The 24517-nt window shown below is 38.0% G+C and carries 23 protein-coding genes and 2 pseudogenes; 9 read left to right on the plus strand and 16 right to left on the minus strand.

Going from position 1 to position 24517, the window contains the following annotated elements:
• Window positions 1-16: 16 nt before the first annotated feature.
• From NDM98_RS16155 to NDM98_RS16190, 8 genes and pseudogenes are all read right to left on the minus strand, one after another.
• Window positions 17-838, minus strand: coding sequence for an MIP/aquaporin family protein (locus NDM98_RS16155; protein WP_251609904.1), 822 nt, complete (start codon window positions 836-838; stop codon window positions 17-19).
• A gap of 195 nt (window positions 839-1033) precedes the next feature.
• Window positions 1034-2302, minus strand: a complete 1269-nt coding sequence (locus NDM98_RS16160) for an ATP-binding protein (RefSeq protein ID WP_251609906.1) — start codon at window positions 2300-2302, stop codon at window positions 1034-1036.
• 123 nt (window positions 2303-2425) lie between these two features.
• Window positions 2426-4255, minus strand: coding sequence for an ABC transporter ATP-binding protein (locus NDM98_RS16165; RefSeq protein WP_251609908.1), 1830 nt, complete (start codon window positions 4253-4255; stop codon window positions 2426-2428).
• 2 nt (window positions 4256-4257) lie between these two features.
• Window positions 4258-5979 (minus strand): annotated as a pseudogene (locus NDM98_RS16170) (ABC transporter ATP-binding protein).
• 234 nt (window positions 5980-6213) lie between these two features.
• Complete coding sequence (locus NDM98_RS16175) at window positions 6214-7194, minus strand: sensor histidine kinase (RefSeq protein WP_251609910.1); 981 nt, start codon at window positions 7192-7194, stop codon at window positions 6214-6216.
• Window positions 7191-7895 carry a response regulator transcription factor gene (locus tag NDM98_RS16180; RefSeq protein WP_251609912.1) on the minus strand — a complete coding sequence of 235 codons (705 nt, stop codon included), beginning with the start codon at window positions 7893-7895 and terminating at the stop codon, window positions 7191-7193. Before NDM98_RS16180 ends, NDM98_RS16175 begins: the two co-directional genes overlap by 4 nt.
• 50 nt (window positions 7896-7945) lie before the next feature.
• Complete coding sequence (locus tag NDM98_RS16185) at window positions 7946-9904, minus strand: ABC transporter permease (RefSeq protein ID WP_251609922.1); 1959 nt, start codon at window positions 9902-9904, stop codon at window positions 7946-7948.
• On the minus strand, window positions 9876-10646 hold the full coding sequence (locus NDM98_RS16190) for an ABC transporter ATP-binding protein (protein ID WP_251609924.1): 771 nt from the start codon (window positions 10644-10646) through the stop codon (window positions 9876-9878). The genes NDM98_RS16185 and NDM98_RS16190 overlap by 29 nt, the downstream gene beginning before the upstream one ends.
• Window positions 10647-11228: 582 nt before the next feature.
• Between NDM98_RS16190 and NDM98_RS16195 the strand changes: the two genes are divergently transcribed.
• From NDM98_RS16195 to NDM98_RS16205, 3 genes are all read left to right on the plus strand, one after another.
• Complete coding sequence (locus tag NDM98_RS16195; protein ID WP_251609926.1) at window positions 11229-11804, plus strand: TetR/AcrR family transcriptional regulator; 576 nt, start codon at window positions 11229-11231, stop codon at window positions 11802-11804.
• Between the two features lie 23 nt (window positions 11805-11827).
• Complete coding sequence (locus tag NDM98_RS16200) at window positions 11828-13168, plus strand: MATE family efflux transporter (RefSeq protein ID WP_251609928.1); 1341 nt, start codon at window positions 11828-11830, stop codon at window positions 13166-13168.
• A gap of 70 nt (window positions 13169-13238) precedes the next feature.
• Window positions 13239-14204: a D-2-hydroxyacid dehydrogenase gene (locus NDM98_RS16205; protein WP_251609930.1), complete on the plus strand. Its 966-nt coding sequence runs from the start codon at window positions 13239-13241 to the stop codon at window positions 14202-14204.
• 163 nt (window positions 14205-14367) lie between these two features.
• Here the strand turns inward: NDM98_RS16205 and glsA are convergent, their stop codons facing one another.
• Window positions 14368-15318 (minus strand): glutaminase A, encoded by a 951-nt coding sequence (gene glsA, locus NDM98_RS16210; protein ID WP_251609932.1) that lies wholly within the window; start codon window positions 15316-15318, stop codon window positions 14368-14370.
• 127 nt (window positions 15319-15445) lie between these two features.
• Between glsA and NDM98_RS16215 the strand changes: the two genes are divergently transcribed.
• Window positions 15446-15760, plus strand: coding sequence for a hypothetical protein (locus NDM98_RS16215; protein ID WP_251609934.1), 315 nt, complete (start codon window positions 15446-15448; stop codon window positions 15758-15760).
• Window positions 15761-15818: 58 nt separating this feature from the next.
• Here NDM98_RS16215 and trhO read toward each other — a convergent pair whose 3' ends face one another.
• Window positions 15819-16790 (minus strand): oxygen-dependent tRNA uridine(34) hydroxylase TrhO, encoded by a 972-nt coding sequence (gene trhO / locus NDM98_RS16220; protein ID WP_251610401.1) that lies wholly within the window; start codon window positions 16788-16790, stop codon window positions 15819-15821.
• Window positions 16791-17068: 278 nt separating this feature from the next.
• Between trhO and NDM98_RS16225 the strand changes: the two are divergent.
• A pseudogene (locus NDM98_RS16225) lies at window positions 17069-18185 on the plus strand (glycerol dehydrogenase).
• Here NDM98_RS16225 and NDM98_RS16230 read toward each other — a convergent pair.
• The 5 genes from NDM98_RS16230 to NDM98_RS16250 form a co-directional block, all read right to left on the minus strand.
• The gene (locus tag NDM98_RS16230; RefSeq protein ID WP_251609936.1) at window positions 18170-18361 is read right to left on the minus strand and encodes a hypothetical protein; all 192 of its coding nucleotides are present in this window, start codon (window positions 18359-18361) and stop codon (window positions 18170-18172) included. The pseudogene NDM98_RS16225 and the gene NDM98_RS16230 overlap by 16 nt on opposite strands.
• A gap of 68 nt (window positions 18362-18429) precedes the next feature.
• Complete coding sequence (locus NDM98_RS16235) at window positions 18430-18885, minus strand: DUF1186 domain-containing protein (protein WP_251609939.1); 456 nt, start codon at window positions 18883-18885, stop codon at window positions 18430-18432.
• Window positions 18886-18905: 20 nt separating this feature from the next.
• Window positions 18906-19196, minus strand: coding sequence for a hypothetical protein (locus tag NDM98_RS16240; RefSeq protein ID WP_251609941.1), 291 nt, complete (start codon window positions 19194-19196; stop codon window positions 18906-18908).
• A gap of 82 nt (window positions 19197-19278) precedes the next feature.
• Window positions 19279-19647, minus strand: coding sequence for a thiol-disulfide oxidoreductase DCC family protein (locus tag NDM98_RS16245; RefSeq protein WP_251609943.1), 369 nt, complete (start codon window positions 19645-19647; stop codon window positions 19279-19281).
• 10 nt (window positions 19648-19657) lie between these two features.
• Entirely contained in the window at window positions 19658-20203 is a 546-nt protein-coding gene (locus NDM98_RS16250) for a histidine phosphatase family protein (RefSeq protein WP_251609946.1), read from the minus strand.
• 78 nt (window positions 20204-20281) lie between these two features.
• Between NDM98_RS16250 and NDM98_RS16255 the strand changes: the two genes are divergently transcribed.
• Complete coding sequence (locus NDM98_RS16255; RefSeq protein ID WP_251609947.1) at window positions 20282-20707, plus strand: DUF1801 domain-containing protein; 426 nt, start codon at window positions 20282-20284, stop codon at window positions 20705-20707.
• Between the two features lie 138 nt (window positions 20708-20845).
• On the opposite strand, the gene NDM98_RS16260 is transcribed toward NDM98_RS16255, so the two are convergent.
• Complete coding sequence (locus tag NDM98_RS16260; protein ID WP_251609949.1) at window positions 20846-21034, minus strand: hypothetical protein; 189 nt, start codon at window positions 21032-21034, stop codon at window positions 20846-20848.
• A 128-nt stretch (window positions 21035-21162) separates the two neighbouring features.
• On the opposite strand from NDM98_RS16260, the gene NDM98_RS16265 reads away from it, so the two are divergent.
• From NDM98_RS16265 to NDM98_RS16275, 3 genes are all read left to right on the plus strand, one after another.
• A complete protein-coding gene (locus NDM98_RS16265) occupies window positions 21163-21438 on the plus strand; it encodes a transporter (RefSeq protein ID WP_251609951.1) in 276 nt (91 codons plus the stop codon).
• Window positions 21439-21542: 104 nt separating this feature from the next.
• Window positions 21543-24167 (plus strand): SNF2 helicase associated domain-containing protein, encoded by a 2625-nt coding sequence (locus NDM98_RS16270; RefSeq protein WP_251609953.1) that lies wholly within the window; start codon window positions 21543-21545, stop codon window positions 24165-24167.
• Complete coding sequence (locus NDM98_RS16275; RefSeq protein WP_251609955.1) at window positions 24155-24505, plus strand: helicase-related protein; 351 nt, start codon at window positions 24155-24157, stop codon at window positions 24503-24505. The genes NDM98_RS16270 and NDM98_RS16275 overlap by 13 nt, the downstream gene beginning before the upstream one ends.
• Window positions 24506-24517 lie beyond the last annotated feature (12 nt).

Raw genomic sequence — 24517 nt, forward strand, 5'->3', positions numbered from 1 at the left:
TTAAATAAATTAGTTCTTAATGGTTAATTGCTTTTGCTTGTTTTGATTTAGCGATTGAAAAGGTTGTAGATATTCCAACCAATGCAAGGATAGCAACAATTCCTACAATGACGCCAACTAAAGAACTTTCTAGAAAGACAAATTGATAAAATACAGCACCGATGACCCCACCTAGTAGTGGTCCAATAATTGGCACCCATGCATAATTCCAATTGGATGGTCCCTTGCCATGAATCGGAAGAAGAAAGTGGGCAATTCTCGGACCTAAGTCACGAGCGGGATTAATAGCATATCCAGTTGTTCCCCCTAAAGAAAAACCAATTGCCGTAATTAATAAGCCTACAATAAACGGATTCAATCCATCTGTGAATTGATTCGCACCAATCGCTAGTAATCCAAAAATTAATACAGCGGTTCCAATAGCTTCACTAATAACATTAGATGGATAATGAGGAATAGCAGGGTCAGTTGCAAATACACCGAGCTTAAGTCCTTGATCCTTCGTTTCTTTCCAATGTGGTAAATAATTCAAATAAACAACACATGCACCAAGAATGGCGCCAATTAGCTGACCAGCAATATAAGTCGGAACCATATTCCACGGAAATTCACCAATTGCTGCAAAAGATACCGTTACTGCCGGGTTTAAGTGTCCGTCACTAACGGTTCCAGATACATACACACCCATCGTAACAGCTAAACCCCAAGCGACTGAAATAGCAATCCAGCCAGAGCCCTCAGCTTTTGATTTTTTTAATAGATGACCGGCTACTACACCGCCACCAATAATAATTAATACCATCGTTCCTATCATCTCAGCCAAAAATTCTGCAAACATTCATACTCCCCCTTGTATATAACCTACCCTAATACCTAATTTTTCTAACACAAAAAAAGAGCAGCTTTCTATTCCCGTAGTAATTTTACTAAGGAATAAAAAGCTGCTCTCATTGGCTCATCAGCTTGGCATTATAAACTTAGGTCCACTATAACGCATACATTCTTTTTTGTAAACCCTTACTTTTTGAGTGAATTATTCATCTTTTAGTTTTTTGGGAAGTTTGATTAGGACTGTAGTACCCTTATCAGGTTGGCTTGTATAGGTTACACTGCCTCCCATCTCTTCAATTAATCGAATGGATACCATTGTACCAAGACCTGTTCCTTTTTCCTTTGTTGAATAATAAACGGTTCCTACTTTTGCCAACTCCTCTTTGTTCATTCCTTTTCCAGTATCTTCTATACGAATCTCTATTGTCTTATGCTTCGATTGCATGCTAACTTCTACCTGCCCACCAGGGGTTGCGGCTTCAATTGCATTTTTCACAAAATTAATAATTGCTTGCTTAAACTTTGATCGATTCGTATGAATAAATACCTCTTGATCTTCCGTTTGAAGCTCTTTAAATAATACACCTTCCTTAAAAGCATACGGATTTAGAAGAGTAATAATGTGAGTCAAACACTCTTTTACAGGGATCAAACTGCTATCACCAAGCTTGGGTTTCGCGAGAGTTAAATATTCGTGAATAATGTTCTCCGCCCGGTTTAACTCACTTAGTATCAACTGATAATATTCTGGCTTAACCTTTGATTCATCTTCTTTCATAAGTTGAAGAAACCCTTTTACAACGGTTAGTGGATTTCTAACCTCGTGTGCAATAGAAGCTGACAGTTCACTAATCGACTGTTGTCTTACTGCATAAAGTAACTCCTCTTGCATTCTCTCTCTTTTTAAGAGCATTTCATACAACGAAGCTGCACCAAACATGGATAACAAAATTAGTGCGGAGTAAACGACAGAGGAGACTAGTAACTCATACCCCTCTGAAATGAATACATCTTCTACCCCAAATGTCATTGCGGCTAAGAAGAGTTGCAAAACAATTGGAAACATAATCCCAATCATTGACAGCTTTAAGCGATTGCTTTTTACTGGACTCTCTTTTACATAATGTGTTAACCATAAGAAGAACAATGGATTAATGAGCAGACCAATAATGCCATATAAAAGCATATCCCCACCAAAATATATCCGCACCAACATCGCTATGATACTTACAATAATCCCGGCTTTTCGGCTACCATATAGAAACGCAATCACAATTGGAACAAAACGCAAATCCCATAATACACCGTAATTATAAAAAGGAAATAATACACACAACACCGCAGAAATGGACATAAAACTAATTAATACTGCGTTATTCCGTTTCTCTGGCTTTCCCTCATAAAGAACTAAGTAAATAATTATAGGTACTAATACGATTAGCACATGTAATAACAGCTTCTCAAAAATCATGTTGTTGGCGCTCCCCACACTTATAGACAATTATTCTAATCGTTAATGCATTCGACACCGATAAACAAATTCCTGTATGTAGTTTATAAATGTCTTGTCAGATATAAAAAAAACCGGCTAGATTTAGCCGGTTTGTTGTTGCTCATGTTTTTGATGAAGTCCAAAATAAAAGCCTTTTCTCTCCATTAATTCCTCATGTGATCCATCTTCTGTAATTTGACCATCCTGTAAGACAAAAATTCGATCTGCTTGCTCAATCGTATTCAGACGATGGGCAATCATAAAACTTGTTCTACCTTCCATCAGTCGCTTGAGTGCTTCTTGAATACGCATTTCTGTAATCGTATCGATACTTGAAGTGGCCTCATCCAAAATTAAAATGGAAGGATCAGCCAGAATGGCTCTTGCGATGGACAGAAGTTGTCTCTGTCCTTGACTGATACCTCCCCCATCTTGTTTGAGTTTAGTATCGTACCCATTTTCAAGCCGCATAATAAAGTCATGTGCATTGGCTTTTATTGCAGCTTCTTCTACTTGTTCATCCGTTGCATCTAAACGTCCGTACCGAATATTTTCTCTGATACTGCCTTGAAAAAGAAACGAATCCTGTAAGACAAATCCCATTTTTGCTCGTAAGCTTTCTTTTTTGATTTGCTTAATATCCTGATCATCGACTAATATTCGTCCTTTGTCTGTATCATAAAAATAAGACAATAAATTAATGATCGTTGTTTTACCTGCCCCGGTTGGCCCTACAAACGCAACGGTTTCACCAGCTTTAACTTTAAAAGAAACATCTGTGAGAATTGGGTCATCCTCATATGAAAAAGAAACATGATCAAATCGTACATCACCATTTATAGACTCAATAGATTTCGCACCATCATGATCTTGATCTGATGGCTCATCAATTACTTCAAATACTCGCTCAGCTCCAGCAATTGCTGAAAGTAATGTGTTAAACTGGTTTGCTAAGTCATTTAGTGGGCGCGTGAACTGCCTAGAGTACTCAGCAAAAATGACGATTGTTCCTACCGTTACCCCAGTCCCTGGATTTAGTGCGAGTAACCCACCAACACCGGCAATAATAGCAAAGCTTGCATTATTTAACACGTTCATGACTTTTGGAATAAAACCCGAATATGTTTGAGCCCAAAAACCAGATGTACGAAGGGTTTGATTTTTCTCTTCAAAATCCAGAATGATTGGCTCTTCTCTTGAAAATGTCTTGACCATAGCCTGACCAGCAATTGTTTCTTCAATATATCCATTTAAATCACCAAGATTTTGCTGCTGTTCTTTAAAGAAAATTGAGGTCCGTTTAGTAATCCATTTCATTCCCAAGATCATCAGTGGAATCACCATCAGCGTCACCACAGTAAGCAGAGGGCTTAACCACAGCATAACAGCCAAAATCCCAATAAAAGTAATGATACTTGATAATAGTTGGATAATAGAACTGTTTAATGTATTACTCACATTCTCCATATCATTTGTCATGCGACTCATTAACTCACCATGCTGTTTTTTATCAAAATAGGACAGTGGCAGCTTTTGAATATGGAGAAATAGCACCGTTCTCATCTCTTGAACCGTTTGTTGGGATATACCAATCATCCAATAGTTTTGGTACCAAGTTGCAAGCGAGAGTATGAGATAGATTCCTGCTAAAACAACTAATAGTGAAGGCAAACCATCAAGACTTTGAGCGATAAAATAATTATCAATCGCCATGCCAACTAGAAAAGGACCAAGTAGACTTAGAATGGAACTTACTAACACCATGGTCACAACGAGAATTAGTTTAAAGCGATACACAGATAAAAATGACCAAATTCTAAGTAGTGTACCTTTCCAATCCTTTGCTGTTTTATTTTTTTTATCTTTTTTTATTTTTGCATGGTTTATATCGATTTTTTTATATTGAAAGGGTTCTTTTAAAGGTGAGGGCATCCCTACGCCTCCTTTCCATACTGAGAGTTGTATAATTCCTGATAAAAGGATGATGTGGCAAGAAGTCGCTCATGTCTTCCCTCAGCAATTAATTCCCCATGTTCAAACAACAAAATCGAATCAGCTGCAATCGCTGTAGATAGTTTCTGCGTGATTAATATAGTTGTACATGGATACTGTCGAAGTGCTTTAAAAAATGCGGTTTCCGTTTTATTATCTAATGCACTTGTACTATCATCCAACAACAGAATTTTAGGTAGTCTAATTAGTGCACGTGCGATTGCAATCCGTTGTTTTTGCCCACCTGATAGATTTACACCCCTCTGACCAATACGTGTATCATAGCCAAGCTGGAAGTTTTGAGATAGTATGATGAATTTGTGCGGCCTCAGTTGCTTGAATAATTTCTTCCATCGATGCATCTGGTTTACCCCAGGAGATATTTTCACGAATTGTACCGGAAAATAACATCGTCTGTTGTGATACATAACCTAATGTTTCACGAAGAGTACGCAAATCAAGCTCTTGAATATCCATTCCATCGATCGTGATCTTACCACTACTTGGTTCATATAACCTAGGTAGAAGCTGGAATAAGGATGATTTCCCAGAACCAGTTGCACCTAAAACTGCAACTGTCTGATAAGCAGGAACCGTAAAGGAAATATCGTGTAAGGTTTCATGTTTCGTTTCTGGATAAGAAAAGGAAACCTTGTCGAAGTTAATTTCACCTTTAATACTAAGCTCCTCGGGTTTATCCTTGATGGCTACTTGTTCATCGGCACTGCAATATGTTAAGACCTCATCAATCCGGCTAGCAGAGGCTTTAGCTCTTGAAACAACCATAATAATCATAGAAAGAACCGTTAACGCGCCTGTGATCCGAGTTGCATAATTTATTATGGCTACAATCTCCCCAACCTGTGCTCCACCTGCTTCAATCTGCACACTTCCAAACCAAAGAACAGCAATAATCGATGCATTCATTAATAACAATAAAATAGGTTGAGTGATTTCCATTAAGCGTAATGCACGCATGGTTCGATCTTTTAACTGCTCATTTTTTGTTACAAATTGTTTAGCTTCATGACCACGTCTGACAAAAGCCTTAATCAACTTCATCGCCATCAAATTTTCACGAGTACTGTGATTAACCTGATCCAGCTTGCGCTGAACCCAACCGAACGAGACTGCCCCTTTTCTCATCAGAATCGTGATTGTTAATACCAGTAGAGGAATTACCACAGCAAAAACAAGTGCCAACTGAACATTTACAAAAAACGATAGAAGCACGCCACCGATAATAAGAAGCGGTGCTCTCATCATAATTCGCAGTCCCATAAACACAGTATTCTGAATTTGTGTCACATCGTTTGTAAGACGCATAATTAATGATGACGTTGTGAATTTTTCTAATTTCTCAAATGAAGATAGCTGAATGCGACGATACATCGCTCCCCTTAAATCTAAACCCGTACTCTGGCCAGCATGAGCAGCAAAAAAAGAGTTGATAATTCAGCAAAAAAAGCAAGAACAGAGCTCGCCATCAAGATGGCTCCCCAAAACAGAATCACATTTAAATCTCCCGCTACTATCCCATCATCAATGATCCGCGCTAACATTAACGGTGCTGTTAATTCAGCAACAAGCTCAAGTAACATCAAAACAAGCGCTATCACAACCGCTACTCGATAAGGTTTTATATAAGAAAATACATTTTTCATTCGATCTACTCCTACCTGACCCCAACCCCGGCATCTATTTCGTTAATCTAATTATATCTTATTTTATGTATGAACACGATTATGTCTTAAAAAGAAATAAAAATCGTTAAATGGATATGGAGTTTGCGCGAGGTAGGCTTGGAATTGGTGTCTCCCCGCTGCTTACGCGCGTGGTTCCTGCTCACTCTCCTCCTCCAGGCCCCCACAAAAAATAAGCTAGCTCATAGAGCCAGCTCATCTTGTAGGGAATTGTAGGGTTACGGTGGTTCCATTACCTACTTTTGATTGGATATCAATTTTTATGTGTAGCTTCTCGCACAGTTGATAAACAAGGTGAAGTCCCATGCCTGTTGATTCCCCGTATTTTCGTCCATTTTCACCTGTATAAAATGGACGCTGAATCATTGGCAAATCAGCCGCTTGAATTCCTACACCTTGATCCGTAATTTTAAGTGTTGGTTTATGGTCAGCAATTATCGTTTCAATAACCAAATGTTTGCCTGAATCCTTTGTATATTTGATTGCATTGACAATTATTTGATCTAACATAAAGACAAGCCATTTAGGATCTGTTGAGACGTACATTTCATTGTCTACATCAATCTTTGGATACATTTCTTTTAGGATGAATAATCGTTTGTTTTCCTGAACCACTTGTTGAACGAGTGTTTTGATCTGCACGGATTTAATTCTGAAATCTTGTTCAAATTGTTCAAAACGAGCTGTGTGTAAAGCTAGATCTAAACCTTTTTCTAGCCTTTTTAGTTCAGTTCTAAGAGCAGGATATTCATGATAGTCGGCTTCGTTTTGCGTAATCAAATTCATTACAGATACGGGAGTTTTCATTTGATGTACCCACTGAGTCATAAATTGAACTTGTTGATTTTTGCGAATCTCCAGTTGATGCTGCTCAGCTTGATGTTGATTATAGTATCTGGCAAGTAGTTGATTGTGAGCAAGAATTAACGGGTGATTACCTTCGATCTTAAAATCATGATGTCCGCTTGAAACATCCGTGAGCTTTTTATAATAGGGAGCAAGGACAAAGTAGCGATAGACCAAATATCCAGTTAATAACAAAAAGGACAAAAAGATAGCATACATTAAACTAGTAGGTTCAGCACCTGGATCAAGAAATAAAATTGATCCTACAATGATTGCCTGCAATATATGCACGATAATAAGGAGTCGGTGGTCTCTCCAAAACAAATTCATGATCCATCGCCCCATGTGACATGCAAGCGATACCCCGCTCCACGTATCGTCTCAACAGCATCATATATGTTAAGCGCCTGGAGTTGTTTACGAACTCTTGCCATATTTACATTAACGGTATTTTCATCAATAAAATCTGTATCATCCCATAGTTTATCAAGAATCGCTTGTCTAGTGACAACATTCGGATACGTCTTCATAAGCAGTTCAATCAGCTGACATTCCTTTTTAGAGAGCAATAATGTTTCACCCTGATATGTAAGCTCCATACGCTCTGTGTGAAAAATTAAGCCGTTTAACTCAACTGTCTTTTCTTCTGGAGCTGTAGAGTACTCTCCATAGGCTCTTCTAATATGGCTCCTTACTTTCGCCACAAGAACATCCGTATGAAAGGGCTTCGGCAAATAATCATCACCACCATGCTCAAGTGCCATGACTTGGTCAATCTCACTGCTCCTGGCTGAGATAAAAATAACAGGGCATGTTGATAATTGTCTGATTTGCCTGCACCAATAAAACCCGTCAAAGGTTGGTAAGTTAATATCTAAGAGTACAATACTTGGTTGTGCTTTCTTAAAAAAATCACTAAGGTCCGCTTCGCCATTGTGTGTGAACACAGTAAATCCATATCTTATCAATTTTTCTTTTAAGACAGCAGCAAGCTTCTCATCATCCTCAACAATTAAAACGGATTCTCCCATTCGTAGCTCCCCTTCTCTGCCTTTTTAATACTTTGAGTATAAAACCTTACTCAGCTCTTTTCAATTAATCGGCGCAATCCAATCAAATACTGTTTACGCATGAGCAGAAAATAAATGATCTGTGCTACAACATATCCACCGATCACAGTGATAACTGAGTTAAAAATTCTTGTCTCTTGTACAAACATTGATTGAAGCGCAACAAATGCTACACCAGAATGAACAAGTGATAGAGTGAAAGGTACAAAAAAGAGGAGACTCATTTCTGTCGTAACAATACGGTTGATCTTTTTATAGGTTAACCCTAACTTCCTCAATATAAGAAATCGTTCTGCATCCTGTGGCAAATAATTATGAAGTCTATAATACAGAAAACTGCCAGTCGCTATAAAAAAGACAACGCCAATGACGGAACCCATTAACAACATAGTCTGATATAAACTAATTGTCCTTAAGTATTCTAGGCCACTTGAATGAAAGTTGAATGTTGGACTAGGGTTAGTGGGATCCTGATAATAAGACAGTTGCTTTTTTTCTTGTTCTTCAAATAAGTCACTTCCTATTAAACCTGTTTCCTCCCAATTAGGAATATGATAACCAACCATAAATCGTTCATTATAGGGTGAAATATCTTCAAAAACTTCATCCGTCACAACGATAGGATTTATATTCAAATTATAGGAGCTTGAAAAAACCCGATGAGGAAACATAGGTAACATTTCAAAAGGTTCATTTAATGAAGAAAAAGTAACCGATTTCTCTCTTTCCGAGTCATCGTTTTGGACCCATGCGTTTTCATATGTAGCAATTGGTTGAATTTGCTGCTCTTCTAAATCAAGTTCAGGAATAACTAATAGCCTTGCAAGCTGATTAAATTCAGATTGAGACAGTAAGGTATAGTCGTTTTCATAGCTATCTTCAAATTCTGGATTGCGGTACACTCCCATGACTTCTTTTAATGATATGTCAACAGATTGATGGTCTATATTCTCTTGCTCTAACTCATTTGATAGTCGTTGTTCCATTTTTTGTGCGTCGCCTTGATCGAATGCTATATACGTCATAGCAAGAGGTGTTTCAAAATCTCGTTCTCCCCATGCGCCAACAGTGGAAATAGTTCCTGTTGCACAAATGGCGATTGTAGAAATGATTGATACTAAAAAAAACACGCGAGCGTTATCTTTTAATCGGAAAATTAGATTAGAGCGGCTTATTAACTTATTCCCAATCCAATTGTGCTCAGGCTTACGCTGCATACTCTTTAACACATACACACTTAATTGTGTAAATAAAAAATACGTCCCTACAATGACTAAACAGACCACAGGTAAGAAACGAATAACCACTTGTTCTTCTTCGGCTGTCATAGCTAAGAAATATCCAGCACCAATTAAAACGATTGCCAAAAGGCTTAATAGCTTAGATGAAACTGGGAAGGATTCAGGTTTTGAGGTTCCCTTAAGCAGATCTCCGACTTTTGAAGTTCTTACAATAAAGGAAGTAAAATAAGAGATGCTAATAAATAGAAAAATAAAAGCACTAACTGTTAATCCTAAGGCTTTCCAAGGCATATAAAAGGACATTTCATTAAAAAGAATCACTCTACTGACTGCCATCAAAAAAAGCTTTTCAAAAGCTAATCCCATAACTACACCTATTAAAATAGCACCAAATCCGATTAAACAGCTTTCAAAAAAAAGTAATTTCCGTAGTTTTCTTTTGGTTAATCCGTGAAGAACCAAAAGTCCAAATTCCTGCTTACGTGAAGTTAAAAACGTTCCCATTGAATACAAAACAAATAAAAAAGAAAAACAAAATATGACGTACTGCGAAACAGTCATCCCAGTAACTGCAACTTCAGTCACTAAGCCTTCTTCCACACTCGGGTGAAAAACGAAAACAGCATATACAAAGAAAACAAATACAGAAAAAGCACAGCTTAACAAAAAAGCTGAGTATGTTCGTTTGTTTCGAATAATGTTAAGGTAAGCGAACTGCCGAAAGGTCACGGTTATCTCCTCCAAGTAAGGAAAGGACTTGGACAACATTTTGATAGAAGGCTTCTCGATTATCGCCTTTGTAAAGTTCATTAAACAACTTTCCATCTTTTATAAACAGAATTCGATCACAGTAACTTGCCACAACTGGATCATGTGTCACCATTAATATAGTCGTTTGCTCTTCTTTATTTATCTTGTGTAACAACTGCATCACGTCGGCTGTTGCTTTTGAATCAAGATTACCTGTTGGCTCATCTGCGAGTACAAGCTTAGGTTGGTGAATTAATGCACGCCCTATTGCTGTACGTTGAATCTGACCTCCAGATAGTTCATACGTTCTTTTTTCAAGAAGGTCCTGGATGCCAAGCTTAATGGATATCTGTTCGACTCTCTTCTTCATCTCACTAATCGATTGTCCTCCATCAAGTGTAAGCGGCAAAACGATATTTTCTTCTACTGTTAAGGTATCTAATAATTGAAAGTTTTGGAACACAAAACCGAGCTGTTTTGCACGAAATGATGAGAGCTCTTCTTCTTCTAAAGTATGTGGACTCTCATCATCCAGTAAGACACTTCCAGAGGTAGGCGTATCAATAGTTGAAATAATATTAAGAAGCGTTGTTTTACCACTTCCAGATGGCCCCATAATACCTACATACTCACCATCTTTGACATCAAACGAAACATCTTCTAATGCTCTGTAAGCCATTTTCCCACTATATGTTTTTGATACATTCGTAACCGTCAGCATGATTTTCCTCCTATGCTTGAACGTTTGCTGCGACAAACAAAATACTTATGACACCGATAATAAATGTTGCGGATAAAATTTTTATTCCTAAGCTGCCTCTCATCTGAGATCAACTCCTGTTCTTTAGTATACCCATAGTATACGGAGCAAATAAACAGTGAGATATCGATTATGCTTTCACGTACCTTACATCTATGTAAGAATACTAGCTTATACACGAAAAAAACGAAGTGGAGATACCCACTTCGTTTTTATTATGATGAGGCTTGAACACTTGCCATAATAACCATACCAACAACGCCAATAAGAAATACTGCAGAGATTATTTTTATTCCCAGACCGCCCTTCACGACTTTCATTCCTCCTAATCCATTTTTCTCTCTCTTCTCTATATGAATGTTCTATTAAACTCGTATTCTATTCATTTCTAGTATAAACAAAAAATTAACTGAATAGACCTATCTTTCCCATTTTTATATGTGACTTTTTTGTGTCCGTATATTGGTGAAACTTTACTCTAGACTTTACTAAAATGGATATGATATGATCTCCTGACGAACGTTCGGAAGGGATTGATGATTTATGACTGCAGATGAGATTAAAAAGGCGGCCCTGTACTCATTTGGACGCAATGGATTTGATGGAGCATCTTTAGCAAAAATAGCTGAGGAAGTAGGTATTAAAAAGCAATCAATCTACACACATTATAAAAATAAGGATGAACTATTTCTGACGGTGTTAGAGGACTCTTTAAAAACGGATCTCAACTATCTGACTAACTGGGCAGAGAAATATAAAGAACAATCACTTCAAGATTTTTTAAATAGCTACCTTCAACTGCTTGGACAACGATTTGAAAATGAAGACAGCTTTCGATTTGGACTACGAATCTCTTTTTTTCCACCGGATCATCTTTATGACGCCGTAATGGGAATGGTCCTAACATTTGAAAGCCGATGTGAGGAAATCTTTATTCCAAAATTTGAACAAGCTGTGAATGATGGACTGATTGAAATTGAAGATACCAGATCAGCCGTACTAGCTTATTTATCTATATTAGATGCCATCTTTGTTGAATTAATTTATGGAAAAACTGAACGTGCCACACTCAAAATGAATGCCCTTTGGAAGATTTATTGGCGAGGATTGGCAAAGTAAAATGATGTTTTGGAGATGCTACTATGAAAACAAATAATGAAACAATAACAAACCCACTTGATACACAACCGATTGGACGGACATTTGTAAAATACCTTATCCCTTCACTGGTTGGTATGCTTCTCATGGCATTAAACTTTGTAGTTGACGGAATTATGGTCGGAAATCGCTTAGGGCCAGTTGCACTTGCCGGTGTTGGGATTGCTGGTCCCGTTTATACTATTTTTGTCGCGATGTCACTTTGGATTGGTATCGGTGGGGCTACCTTGTTTTCTCAAGCTATGGGAGCAAAAAAGCCTGAGAAAGCAAATTTTATCTTTACTCAATCATTAATACTGATCTTCTCTGCAACCTTAATCATTGGGTTGATTGCCTTTTTCTTCAGAGAACCTTTGGTTTATGCATTAGGAGCTAATGAAGAAACCTATCCTTATGCATCTGCTTATTTAAATGTCATGCTTTTATTTGGATTTGTGTTTACGATTGAAAATGCAACAAGTGTATTTGTTAGGAATGACCGCAACCCTAACCTAGCAATGGCAGCCCTTATTGTTACAGCTGTGTCAAATGTCATTCTCAATTATATTATTTTATATATCTTGAATCTAGGAGTTGCTGGAGCAGCTTACGGAACGATCATTTCTGCTGCACTCGGAATTCTAGTTTTAGGCCTACACTTCTTCAGAAAAAATAATCAGCTGAAACTAGTTCGCTTTAAATTAAATCGTCCACTTCTATTACAGGCCATTATGTTAGGATTTCCAAGCTTCCTTGCAGAAGTCGGGATATCAGTTTTTACGATCTCTCACAACGTTACCTTAGAGAGATTGGCAGGTACTGATGGAGTTGCAGCGTTCTCTGTTTTAAATTACGTACATGGTGTCATGCTGTTAATGTTTTTAGGTATGGGTTCTGCAGTGCAGCCATTGGTTAGTTATTACCACGGCGGCCGACAAAATGATCGGAAGGTACACACAATTAAAATTGCCCTAAAAACCGCAGCTGGTGCGGGACTTGTCTTTTTCTTAATTGGTCAAATTGCTGCTGGGCCGATCGTTTCTATCTTTGGTAATTTCGACGACACTGTGACCTCTCTTGCAACAACAGGCATTCGAATTTTCTTCTTCGCCTATCTGTTTATGGGTGCAAACTTTGTCATGATGACATTCTATCAATCCATAGGTAATGTGAGAATGGCCACATGGATCACATTCGCTCGTGAGATTTTATTTATGTTAATTATTCTATTTACCTTGCCACATTTTATGGGGGTAAACGGTGTATGGCTTGCCATTCCTATTGCAGAGTTACTTGTCTTAACAAGCATAATCTTTTATGTTAGGCGTCACCGACTAACTGCATAGAGCTTCAAATAGACGAATTTCTCTGTTTTTTCTGGTACACTAAATAAAAACACTAGCCGGAGGAATGAACATGTCTACAAACAAGCAATTAGTTATCACACATGATCTATCAGAGGAATCAGTTAAAAAAATCCAGGAGGTAGTTCCTGATTGGTCATTCTATCACGGAAAAGATCCTGAGAATTGGGAATCAAAGCTTGATACGGCAAACATAATTGTTGGTTGGAAGAAACAACTTAAAGAGTTGAACTTCACTGATCCCAAAGCCCTTGAATGGTTGCAAACGTGGAGTGCCGGTGTTGACTACTTGCCTCTTAATGAAATGAACAAAGGTGGTATTGCAGTTACAAGTGCCAATGGTGTGCATGCCTACCCAATTTCTGAAACCATTTTTGCATTAATGCTTGGACTAACCCGGAGAATACATGCCTATGTTCGTAACCAACAAACAAAAACATGGGAGAATGAGGGCTTGAAGCTCGAGATTCATGGCAAAACCATTGGTGTAATTGGAGTAGGCGAAATTGGCAAAGAAACAGCCAAAATCTCTAAAGCGTTTGGAATGAATGTTCTTGGTGTTAGACATTCTGGAAAAGAAACAGAGTATGTGGATAAAATGTATACGCCAGATCAGCTAGCTGAGGTACTTCCTCAATGTGATTACATTGTGGTAACATTGCCGCTCACTTCTGATACTCATCATCTGTTTGATAAAGATGCATTTGAGAAAATGAAAAAGGATGCATTTTTTATAAATATCGGACGTGGCGAGATCGTAAAAGAAGTAGATTTAGTTCAAGCACTTCAAGAAGGACAAATCGTTGGTGCAGGTTTAGATGTCTTTGAAAAAGAACCTCTAAGCAACCAAAGTCCATTATGGGAAATGGAGAATGTAATTATCACTCCACACACAGCCGGTGCAACTGAACATTATCAAGAACGAGTGATTGAAGAGATATTCATACCAAACCTAAAGAACTTCTTAAAAGGTGAGTCTCCTTCTATCAATTTAGTTGATTTTAATAAAGGCTATTAAAATTTGGAAACCCGCGTCTAATGACATGGGTTTCTTTTTTGTCTCACGGGCTATCTGAGCTGTCCAGATTACAAAAACGATCTATCAACCGAAGTTAATTTCAATGCAACTAAAAAAAGAAGAAACGTAAGCTTGCTACACCCGTTTCTCCTGTTTTTAGATCTCATGACGACCTATCTTCACTAAAAATACTAAGCTTCCACTTATCTGAGATCTTTTTAAGCATTCGGATACCCGCTATACTATTGCTATATTTATTTAAATCAGGACCCATAACGCCTATTCCTAATTTTCCTGGTATAGCTGCCACAATACTTCCCGATACTCCACTTTTTGCAGGAATTCCTACTTCCAATGCAAATGAGCCCGACTCATCATACATCCCACACGTAATCATAAATGCTTTTAATGTTGTGACGACATCTTTTGTTATGATCTGCTTTCCGCTATGCACACAGACCCCATGATTTGCAATGACCGCAGCCATATTTGATAACTCTTCGATGGTTACTTCAATTGCTGTCATCTTCCAATAAACAGGCATAACATCTTCAAACTCTCCTTTAATATATCCATTGTGGCGATTGTAATAAAATAAGGAGCGATTCAAATCTTGATCTTCAGCCTCATACACCTTTTCATTATAAGTTAGCTCTTGGTTACCTGTAAGATCTCTAGCAAGTGCTAAAATTCTATCTACCTTCTTATCAGCGTTTTCACCTTTCATTAATCCACACATAACAATAGCCCCGGAGTTAACCATAGGGTTTAGTGGTTTCTCACGCTCTTGCATCTCCATTTGTATTAATGAATGATACACATTACCTGTAGGGGCTTTACCGGTGTACTTAAAAACCTCTTCACTACCATGATCCATAAGAGCCAACGCTAGCGGGAAAAGCTTAGAAATGCTTTGTAATGAGAATCTACCCTCATAATCACCAGCCCTAACCGTTGTTCCATCAATGGATGTTAGTGAAACAGTGACTGCACCGTGGTCATTGTTGTCTACCTCTTCAATATAATCAGGAATCTCTCCTTTACGAGCAAGCCGTTTTTCTTCTTCGATAATCTTTTCCAGATAGGAAAGAATCTCCTTCTGCATCTCTTTCATTTGTTGATCTCCCCCTTTTATATTGCCTATTCCCTACTTAAGCAAATGTTATGTTACACATTTCTTTCAAAATTGGCGTATCAACTCCATAATTGGGGTATAGAGTTCAAGTAGAGGAGGAATGTGGATGAGTGTATTAAATTTTACGGTTTGGGCTATTGGTCTTTTATTATTTGATATTTTGTTTATTGCTATTTTTTTTCGAAAGCATATGCTGATGATTTACATAGGTTTAGCCTTTTTTGTAGGTGCTCCACTGATTTGGCTAGCTGGTTTTGTATTAATGTTTTTCACTTCAGAGCTCGGGGAGATTTTTAATAGTACAATTGTTGCGATTTATTTTATCGCTAATGGAGGGTTTCTGCTAAGCGTAGGAGCAACGTTGTTATTTATTCGTGCTATAAACGACGCATCAAAAGAAAAAGCTGCTGGAAAAGAATAGAGAACGGCAAAACAAAAAAACAGCCACTAATTATGTTATAGTGGCTGTTTTTAACTATTTATACGTTCAGTTCACGTTTCTCGCCAATCGCTCCAAGTCTTGCGTTGATTTCAGCTTCAGATAAGTTATGCTCTTTGTTAATATATAAATTACGTGGGTGAACGCGGCATTCCGGTGTGCATCCACGCATGTATTTGTGCTCATTTTCAACAGATGATAGGATTTGCTTATTACACTCAGGATTAGCGCAATTCACGTATCTTTCACAAGGTTCTCCATCAAAATGATCTTTCCCGACAACTACGTGCTCTTTTCTATTAATTGGAACACTCAAGCGCTCATCAAACACATAACATTGTCCGTCCCAAAGCTCACCTTGAACCTCTGGATCTTTACCATAGCTAACAATGCCTCCATGAAGCTGAGATACATCTTCAAACCCTTCACGCTTTAACCAACCTGAAAACTTCTCGCACCGGATACCTCCTGTACAATACGTAAGCAGCTTTTTACCTTCAAGCATCTCTTTATTATCTCGCACCCAGTTTGGTAACTCGCGGAATGTGCGAATATCTGGCTTAATGGCACCACGGAAGTGACCAATCTCATATTCATAATCATTACGGGCATCGATAACCACTGTATTTTCATCCTGCATTTGTTCAAAAAATTCTTTAGGCTCAAGATATGTGCCTGTTTGCTCTTTAGGATTTATATCGTCTTCTAATGAAAGATTCACTAGTTCACTACGTGGACGCACGTGCATTTTCTTAAATGCGTGCTTATCCACTTCATCAATTTTAAACACAGTATCTGCAAAACGGGTATCTTCACGCATTGCTTTTATATAGTTCTCAGTTTGTTCAACTGTTCCGGAAACTGTTCCATTCACGCCTTCGTTAGCTACAAGAATACGACCTTTTAATCCAAGCTCTTTACAAAAAGCAAGATGCTCAGCCGAAAATTCTTCGGGATCCTCAATTGTTACATATTGATAATAAAGTAATACCTGATAAGACGTTTCTTCCATTTCATTTACCATTCATTAAACCACCTATTCATTTATATTTGCAGGATACAAATCTTAGGCTTGCCGGAACACTTATAGAATTCTGGCTTTCTAATCTTAATTCCTTGACGGCAATTATTTTAACAGATATATGGAGGATAATCCAGATTTCTTTCTAAGCAATTCTGATTTTCACATAATATTCATTGAAGAGGTTACATTAAAAAAGTTGCTTTGAGGTTTTAAGTTACCAATTTTGAGGAATATATAAGAGAACGAACATTTAGGAGGTAACAAACGTGGAAAAAGTATTTATTAGTCCAAGTCGGTATGTGCAAGGAAAGAATATTTTAGAAAGTGGCGCTAGCAGCTACATACAAAAGCTAGGTAAACATGCATTGCTTATCGCAGATGAATTTGTTTGGGAAATGGCCGGAAATAAACTCGTTGATACATTAAAAAACGATGGAATTGAATCAGAGAAAGTAACATTTGGTGGCGAATCTTCTCTAAACGAGATTGATCGAATTATCAAGTTAGGCAAAGAGAGCACGGCTGACCTAGTTATTGGACTAGGTGGAGGGAAAACTCTAGATACAGCAAAAGGTGTTGCTGATAAATTAGGTTACCCTGTAGCCATTATTCCAACTACGGCTTCAACGGATGCTCCAACTTCTGGTCTGTCCGTTATCTATTCAGATGAAGGTGTTTTTGAAACCTATTCCTTTTATGATAAGAACCCTGATCTAGTTATTGTTGATTCTCAAATCATTGCAGGTGCACCACCTCGCTTCCTTATCTCCGGAATTGCCGACGCCCTTGCGACATGGGTTGAAGCTCGTGCGGTTATGCAATCAAATGGACAGATTATGTCAGGTGGTCAGCCTACTATTGCTTGGACAGGCTATTGCTGAAAAAGCCGAAGAAGTTCTTTTTGAATATAGTATCCAAGCGGTTGAAGCAAACAAAAATAAACTTGTTACACCTGCATTGGAATCCATTATTGAAGCCAATACTTTATTAAGCGGACTTGGTTTTGAAACAGCTGGTTTGGCGGCAGCACACGCTATTCATAATGGTTTCACCGCTATTCACGGTGACATTCACAACCTCACTCATGGTGAGAAGGTAGCTTACGGAACGATTGCTCAGCTTATTCTAGAGAACAAAACACTCGATGAGCTAGACCGTTATCTTGAGTTATATATAGAATTAGGTCTACCTGTCACATTAGATGAGCTTCACCTTGCTGATGCAACAGATGAAGACTTGTTCAAAATTGCTGAGCTAGCAACTGCAGAAGGCGAAACCATTCACAACCTGCCACAAAAAGTAACAGCAGACGATGTTGTACAAGCCATTAAAGCAGTAGATGTTTATGCGAAGAGTTTTAAAGAGCGTTATGGCTTTGAATAAATAAAAATGAAACCACGTCCTGAGCGGGACGTGGTTTTTTTTGATTTTTGAGCGCTTATGAACTTTTTTTGAGCATTTCTAGTATTTTTGAGCACTACTTTTATTTTTTCGCGCATATAGTTTGATTTTTGCGCATTTATGATTTTTTTGAGCACTGCTCCTTGTTTTTTGAGCATAAGGACTTCCTTTTTGAGCACTACTCATAGAGGTCCTGATCATTACTTATTCTTTGTAATCGTTGGTCTTATTTTGATATGTGAAGCACTATATCCATTTGCAAAGCCAATGTATGAGTAACATCCTCTAACCTAATCATCCATTCATCTACATTCCCACGTTGGTAAGCAGCCTCAATTTCTGGATAGACTTCATCCGGATATAGCGCTGTAAAAGCCATGACAATCTGCGTTGTTACGTACCAGTTTGTTTCTATTTTTAATAAATGTTTAAAATATAAAAGTACATCTTGTCTATCTAATTCATTTGAAAAAACTAGGATAACTAAGGACCTGATTGCCTGGGCACGAGCATAAGGATACGCTTGATTTAATTCAATGACCAGCTTAATCATTGACAGGTTTCCATTGTAAACAGAGGCAAGAATTCGAGCACCATCATCCTGTAAAAAGTGAGCGAGTGGATGTTCCTCTTCTACTTCGTGCTGCATAAGGGATTCAATTAATAAAGGAAATAATTCCATCGCCTCAACATTATCTACCTTTATAATTCGCGTGCCATATCAATGAGTGGAGCTTGGTTCTCATAATAATTTGTAAGCAGGTCCTCTACATCAATTCCATTTATTTTTAAGCCTGTTACATGACAATTTTCTATAGACACATTGTTTAAGTGACAATGCTCAAACACTACATTTTGAATATTGGTATGTTCAATTTTAGTATTGGACCACTCTGTTTGTTGGTTGTATTTTTTTGGACTATGGATGAAACCAGAAAAAGAAATAAGATCTCTTTGTAGTGATTCTCTCTTTACGTTTGAATAATCATTCATCAAAAGCCCTCCCTGGTTATTTTCTGAGTTTTCTAATATTATACTCTGTTCGCCATTGTTCTGCAAAGAAAAAAATCCACCGCTACGATGGATTTTCCTGGATACGACCAAACCACTCATAGCGGTTTGTTGAAATAAATGTATATAGCGGCACGCCTAACTTGTCTACAAAAGGTAGAAACAACAATAGAGCGAGACCTGATGCCAAGGGGAGATTCAGCAATATTTTTCTGACAGTATAAAAACCAGTTTTGATCTCATTATCTGATGTCACCATATGAATCTCATCATACAAATGACGATTTTGTAAAAAACGGTACTTGGTTTCAGCGATTTTCTGAACTGATTGCCACTCAAATCGGTTAAACCAATCTAATTTGACAATCACTGCTTTAACCGATTGACAAAGTGGACATTCGGCATCATAAAAAACTATGTGTTTCTTTGCCATAAGTGCCTCCTTAGGATTTCCATAACCTTGTTACTGATAAGGGTTCTTCTCTATTTGCTGTGATTAAATAAACATCGGGATTACTTAAAGATTGCCATTCTCTAAATCCGAATCTTGAATCTACATAATTAAGCAATAAAGAAAGCAAGTTCCCATGAGTAACCACCGCTACTCTGTCATCTGGTCCATCTTTTATCTCGTTTATGACTTCTACAATACGCTCTTGAGCCTTATGACTAGACTCCCCTTCACCAATCACTTGATTCATATCAGAGAAGGATGATTCAAGTTTTTCTAGCCAATCATCTAATGGTTGCTTACTTAATACTCGTTCAGTTAGTCTCATGTCCAATGTTAATTCAAGCTCTTTTTGAACTCTAAAGGGTTCTATTGACTGAACTGCACGTGTAAAAGGACTTGAGATAATACGTTCAATATCTTCCTGCGAGAGAAACTCCGCTAATCCTTGCGCCTGCTGTTGCCCCTCATCTGTAAGCTCTGCGTCTGGCTCTTGCCCACTTGCCGAACAATGACGAATAAGATAGATAGATTTCACGCGCTCACTCCCTCATAATAAACCTATACTCTACTTTACCATCTCATTCATTTCTCAAACATATAAAGGAGAGATCTCATGTACAAGCTTAAAACAAAAGAAACGGACCAAAGTGTCATTGAATTTATTGAACAGGTTGAAAGCCCAAAGAAGCGTGAAGATGCCTACAGACTACTTGATCTATTTGCAGAAACCAGTGGATACGAGGCTAAAATGTGGGGACCAAGCATCATTGGATTTGGTCGTTATCATTACCGCTATGATTCGGGCCACGAGGGAGATGCACCACTTGTCGGCTTCTCTCCACGAAAAGCAAAAATTAGTCTATATATTACAACAGAAGATAGCGAAAGAGAAAAATTACTTGCTTTATTAGGCAAACACACTTCAGGAAAAGCATGTGTTTACGTAAATAAACTTGCTGATGTGGATGAAGACATTATAAAACAACTAATCAAGCAGTCGATTCAATTTTTGCAGGAGAGATATCCAATTGATCGTTAATTAGTTACGGTTGGTTTTTATCGTCAGACTACAAACTTAAAAACCGTTCCTCAAATATCTACTTTTTAGGAACGGTTTTCGTTTCATTATATCTAATACACTCTACATACATGATCCGTATCCACATCCACCATCACATCATGATCCAAGCTCTCCATCAACGTCCAACCGTTCAAATCGATTCAACCTGCAAAACACATCGGGAAAATCCCTCATCTCATACGTCATTGCCATTGCTTCTCTGTACTTCTGCCTTAAGACCCTCATTCGGCACGACTTTCCTGATACGTAAATGTCTTCTTCAAATCCATCCATTCGAATAATCATTTGATCACAGCTGAGTGCTAGTCAGCTACATATAGCTTAGATTTCTATTTATCTTACTTCATTATGATCCTCACTTCTATAGGCATTTGAACATAGTTTAAAGAATGATACTAAAGGAGTTGAGACCAATGTATGATCGAAGTAATCGAATTGCTCCACCACCACAGGGTTTAGCACCACCTCCTGCATTCTCTCCACCGATCCCTGCATTTCAAGTTGGACCAAGTGGAATTAGAGGCTGTCTTTATCGCCCCACCTATATCTGGTTATTTAATGGAAATCATTTTTGGTTCTTCCCTACTTTTGTAGGTCGTCAAAGTGTAATCGGCTATCGTTGGAGCAGATTCGGTTGGTTTAATTACATTATAGAATTGAGGCAAGTTCGGTCTTTTCAGTGTTTTTAATTGGTTAGGGGCAGTGAGTGTGACTGCTCCTATTTCTGTACGCGTGTATTCATACAGAAAATGAGGTATGATTTAATCAATTAACGGATCTACGGAGGAATTATATGTTTTTTATTAATAAAGAATCAGTGTCTGAAGAAACGATTAAACAATTGGCATTAAGTACAACAACTTATCGACGTGGGTATGACTATTATAGAGCGGACTATGTTTCAGCACTAACATGGAACGATTTTAATGTGCCTTCTGTTGAAGCAGAAGTATTCGGCTCAGATAATTATGATACGGCTGTCTTTTTTTCTAAAGATGGACAAATCATTGACAATCAATGTAGCTGTCCTGCATTTGATAACTATGAGGGCATCTGCAAACATCTTGTAGCCACTTTGCTTGAAATTAATTATTTTGTGAACAAGCGTCCTTCTCCTTTAGACCAACAAAAAACAAGCACAGGCTTGGAACTAATATCAGCTTTTCAAAAGCAGTTTCAACTCAGCAAACCAACTCAACGAGAGAATGTTACTTTACGTATGGAGTTTGAGCTATTTTTTAGAACTGATTATTATAATCAGCTTATTGATACGCTTGAAATTCGTGCGAAGGTTGGTGAGAAGCGGCTGTATGTCATTGGTGATTTGTCCTCTTTTGTGAGTAGCGTTCACTTTGGCATTCGCCGTGAGTTCACAAAAAACTTCATCTATGATCCGGTCATTCATGAGATTTCGCCTGAAGATAAAGCTGTATTAGAGTTAATCTTGAAAATCGATGCCGCTAAACAGTCGACACCTATGTATCAACGATCACGTTCAAAGAATTTTGGCATCCCAATATGGTTTACCCATGAACTGCTTGAGTTGCTTACTTCTAGAAACGTTGTAACGAGCTATAACAGTCACCGGCCACAGCCTATAAGTATTCTGCCTGTCGAACAGTACAAGCCAATTGACATTGCTTTAACAAAACTTGAGCATAGTGAGCAAGCTTCTCTTCAATTACTACAATACTACGATTTTTTTGGTAAAGAATTTTGCTCTATCATGTGCAACAATACCTTGTATCTTCTTACAATTGATCAAGCAACCATTCTTGAAACACTTGTCATAAATAAGAAGTTCAACGAAAACCGTACATTAGCAGAATTTCATCAAAGTGAGATGGAAGCTTTTTGTTCAATCATTTTGCCACAAATTAAGCAGGTAGCAGATGTGGAAATTGACTATGAACTGGCGACTCTTATCCAAAATGAACCACTTCAAGCGAAGCTACATTTGGACACTGAGAATGGTCTTCTTACGGCAAATATAACGTTTCAATATGGAAATCACACGATAAAACCTCTTGAACCAACAGAAGAACAAACAAATAACCATGTCATTCTGGTGAGAGATATAGAGAAGGAAACAATCATTTTTGATTTGTTGCACAGCTACCCTTTTATTCGATATGAGGATCATTATCTATTAGATGATGAAGATCTATTTGCTCCGTTTTTATTCGAACAGGTGCCTGTTCTTCAAGAATATATGGAGGTGTACACCACTGCAGGCATTAGGCAAATGATTACACCACTTACTAAACCGCCCGTTGTGTCTATTTCCAAAAATGATAAATCTAACTGGCTCGATATTCACTTTTCATTGGATGGCATTCCTACTGAAGAAGTGTCAGAGGTTCTCCAGGCCCTTAGAAGCCAACAAACTTATTACAAGCTTAAAAGTGGAGCTTTCCTGCATATTAAAGATAATCAGTTTAACAGTATGAGGGATGCTCTAAATCAGTTTGGTCCAGAAAAAGGAACTCTATCTGAAAATTTATCTGTTCCTCTTTATAAAGCATTGAGTTTGGAAGAGGAATCAGCAGCTGCAATGAAGCTCTCTTCTCAGCTTCGAGAATTACTGCGAAACATAAACCGACCTGACTTTATGGAAGGTGATAAACCAGATGGCATTACGGCCGATCTTAGAGAATATCAACTTACTGGCTATAGATGGTTGCGTACATTGGAGAGTGTAGGACTTGGTGGCATTTTAGCAGACGATATGGGGCTTGGAAAAACACTACAGACCATCACCTTTATCCAAAACGTGTTAAACAAACGCAAAGATGCTTCTATTATGATTATTGCACCTGCTAGCCTCATCTATAACTGGCAGCGAGAATTTAATCGCTTTGCACCAGGAGTTGATGTTGAGCTTTTAGTCGGCACTAAAGCTGAACGGATTCAGAAAAAAGCTGACTCAACTGCCTCTGTTTGGATTACATCATACCCACTCATCCAACGAGATAGTGAGCTTTATGCCGACGAAAAAATTGATGTTTTAATTCTTGATGAAGCGCAAGCTATCAAAAATGATACATCCAAAACAGCAAAATCAGTTCGAGCCATTCAAGCAAGCAGTACGTTTGCCCTAACAGGTACACCGATTGAGAATCGATTGGACGAGCTTTACTCTTTGTTTCACACTCTGCTTCCAGGCAGTTTAGGTACAAAAAAAGTATTTAAAGAGATGCAGAGCTCAGACATCGCCAAACGAGTCAAACCGTTTATTCTTCGCCGAATGAAAAAAGAAGTTTTAACAGAGCTACCAGATAAAATTGAATTGACACAATATATTGATCTAACAGATGATCAAAAGAAACTGTACGCCGTACAAGTGAAAGAATTAACAAAAGATGTGGAAGAAGCAGCACGTACAGGTCAATTCCAGGAAAAAGGATGCAATTTTTAGCTGGACTGACAAAGCTACGACAGATTTGTTGTCATCCAAACTTAGTTGCAAACTCAGATAAAACATATACTTCAGGTAAATTAGATCGATTAGTAGAGTATGTGGAAGAAGGACTCGCTGCTGGCCAACGGATGGTGATCTTCTCTCAATTCACCTCCATGCTCGCCATTATCAGAGAAGCCTTTGCAAAAAGAGATTGGACTTATCATTACCTAGATGGCCAAACACCTACTGCAGAACGATTACAGCTTACGGAACGATTTAACGAAGGAGAGCATGAGCTCTTTCTAATTTCCATGAAAGCTTGGAGGAACAGGTCTGAATCTAACCGGTGGTGATACCGTCATTTT

The organism is Alkalicoccobacillus plakortidis (assembly GCF_023703085.1).
Taxonomy (GTDB): Bacteria; Bacillota; Bacilli; order Bacillales; family Bacillaceae_D; genus Alkalicoccobacillus; species Alkalicoccobacillus plakortidis.

Coding starts and splice junctions, on each gene's coding strand:
- NDM98_RS16155 (WP_251609904.1), bottom strand. CDS start 838: ATGTTTGCAGAATTTTTGGCTGAGATGATAGGAACGATGGTATTAATT.
- NDM98_RS16160 (WP_251609906.1), bottom strand. CDS start 2,302: ATGATTTTTGAGAAGCTGTTATTACATGTGCTAATCGTATTAGTACCT.
- NDM98_RS16165 (WP_251609908.1), bottom strand. CDS start 4,255: ATGCCCTCACCTTTAAAAGAACCCTTTCAATATAAAAAAATCGATATA.
- NDM98_RS16175 (WP_251609910.1), bottom strand. CDS start 7,194: ATGAATTTGTTTTGGAGAGACCACCGACTCCTTATTATCGTGCATATA.
- NDM98_RS16180 (WP_251609912.1), bottom strand. CDS start 7,895: ATGGGAGAATCCGTTTTAATTGTTGAGGATGATGAGAAGCTTGCTGCT.
- NDM98_RS16190 (WP_251609924.1), bottom strand. CDS start 10,646: ATGCTGACGGTTACGAATGTATCAAAAACATATAGTGGGAAAATGGCT.
- NDM98_RS16195 (WP_251609926.1), top strand. CDS start 11,229: ATGACTGCAGATGAGATTAAAAAGGCGGCCCTGTACTCATTTGGACGC.
- NDM98_RS16200 (WP_251609928.1), top strand. CDS start 11,828: ATGAAAACAAATAATGAAACAATAACAAACCCACTTGATACACAACCG.
- NDM98_RS16205 (WP_251609930.1), top strand. CDS start 13,239: ATGTCTACAAACAAGCAATTAGTTATCACACATGATCTATCAGAGGAA.
- glsA (WP_251609932.1), bottom strand. CDS start 15,318: ATGAAAGAGATGCAGAAGGAGATTCTTTCCTATCTGGAAAAGATTATC.
- NDM98_RS16215 (WP_251609934.1), top strand. CDS start 15,446: ATGAGTGTATTAAATTTTACGGTTTGGGCTATTGGTCTTTTATTATTT.
- trhO (WP_251610401.1), bottom strand. CDS start 16,790: ATGGAAGAAACGTCTTATCAGGTATTACTTTATTATCAATATGTAACA.
- NDM98_RS16230 (WP_251609936.1), bottom strand. CDS start 18,361: ATGCTCAAAAAACAAGGAGCAGTGCTCAAAAAAATCATAAATGCGCAA.
- NDM98_RS16235 (WP_251609939.1), bottom strand. CDS start 18,885: ATGGAATTATTTCCTTTATTAATTGAATCCCTTATGCAGCACGAAGTA.
- NDM98_RS16240 (WP_251609941.1), bottom strand. CDS start 19,196: ATGAATGATTATTCAAACGTAAAGAGAGAATCACTACAAAGAGATCTT.
- NDM98_RS16245 (WP_251609943.1), bottom strand. CDS start 19,647: ATGGCAAAGAAACACATAGTTTTTTATGATGCCGAATGTCCACTTTGT.
- NDM98_RS16255 (WP_251609947.1), top strand. CDS start 20,282: ATGTACAAGCTTAAAACAAAAGAAACGGACCAAAGTGTCATTGAATTT.
- NDM98_RS16260 (WP_251609949.1), bottom strand. CDS start 21,034: ATGATTATTCGAATGGATGGATTTGAAGAAGACATTTACGTATCAGGA.
- NDM98_RS16265 (WP_251609951.1), top strand. CDS start 21,163: ATGTATGATCGAAGTAATCGAATTGCTCCACCACCACAGGGTTTAGCA.
- NDM98_RS16270 (WP_251609953.1), top strand. CDS start 21,543: ATGTTTTTTATTAATAAAGAATCAGTGTCTGAAGAAACGATTAAACAA.
- NDM98_RS16275 (WP_251609955.1), top strand. CDS start 24,155: ATGCAATTTTTAGCTGGACTGACAAAGCTACGACAGATTTGTTGTCAT.